This is a genomic window from Aminobacter sp. P4_H6_2, from assembly GCF_056400805.1.
On record NZ_JBFUKO010001001.1, the window covers coordinates 1 to 1211 of the forward strand.

Genomic DNA, 1211 nt, shown 5'->3' on the forward strand with positions numbered 1-1211 from the left:
CCGCAAAGCGGCTCCTGCGGCTCGATCCGGGCTCGGAAGAGGTTGCAGCCGCCTCCCTTGCGGAGTCGCTCGCCACCTTAGAGGCTATAGAAGCCTTGCTAGTTGCCGGTGCGCTGCATGCCGGCCTGCGGCGGCATGCAGAGGCGATTATAGGTCAAGCTTGCCAAGTAATTGTATCGCGAAAGCTGATGGTGTCGAAGGATGCGCCGCCGACGCTGGATCAGGACGCAACCTTTGCGGCGCTGCTGGACATCGCGGCTCGGTCCGAGAGTCCGGAGCTGAGCGATGACACGGAGGCTAGTTTCGAGGAATCGGCATCCTGGGGTGGACCCGCGGCGCGGGTAGAGGCCGCGCAAGCCTATTGGGATCTATTCGTGCAACGCGCAGATCTTTACCCCACCCTAATTCCACGTGCGGAGGTGCTGCTGTCTGATCGGCATCCGGCGGTCCGGCTGAACGCCTTAATGCGGCTCGGCCGCATATGGGACATCGACCGGGGCCGATTTTGGAAACTCCTAGCCGAGCGTTTTGCGCTCGAACCCAACTTGAGCGTCATCGAACATGTTCTCGGCGGGCTCGTCTCAAGGCTGGTTCATTCGGATCAGCGGCGGAGCCTAGAGCTGCTGCTTGCGCTCTTGCAGCGTGAGGCGCCCGTGTCGGACCGCGGACGTCGCCTCCGCAAGGCCGTCGCAGACAAGCTCAGCGTCCTCTGGGTCACTCACCAGTCGCCGGAAGCGAAGGCCGTTCTCGATGAATGGCTACGAGCGCCTTGGGAATACGCGGAAGAAACAAAAGCAATCCTGTCGACTCTGCGCGGCGCGGTCGTTGCCGGGATCGGCAACAATTCCGACAATGACGCTGGTCTCCGCGGGCGAACCCGGGCGCTTTTCTCCCACATCGTCGACGCGGCAAATGCCCGGCTCGCTGTGCACATCGCGGTAACACACCTAGACGAGGCCGCAATCGCGGAGGTGCGAGAGTGCGCGCAACTGATCGATTTCGCCGGCTCGCAAATGCTCTTTGCGACCGGCGCGGCGGCCGGTGAACGGGACGGCGCCTCGATACTTGGCCAAGCGGGTCTTGACGTGTTCTTCCGGGAAAATGTCGAACTCCTGAAGCGGATAGGCGAGTACGCGCAGCCACACACCACCTACTACCTGCTGCAACTCGTCGAGCGCCTGGTCGATGTCGACGCTGCCGCGGCGTTTGAC

Annotated in this window: 1 pseudogene; it reads left to right on the forward strand. The window is 62.8% G+C overall.

The window, feature by feature from the left end:
- A pseudogene (locus tag AC1DUU_RS32450) lies at window positions 1–1211 on the forward strand (hypothetical protein); the annotation flags it as partial.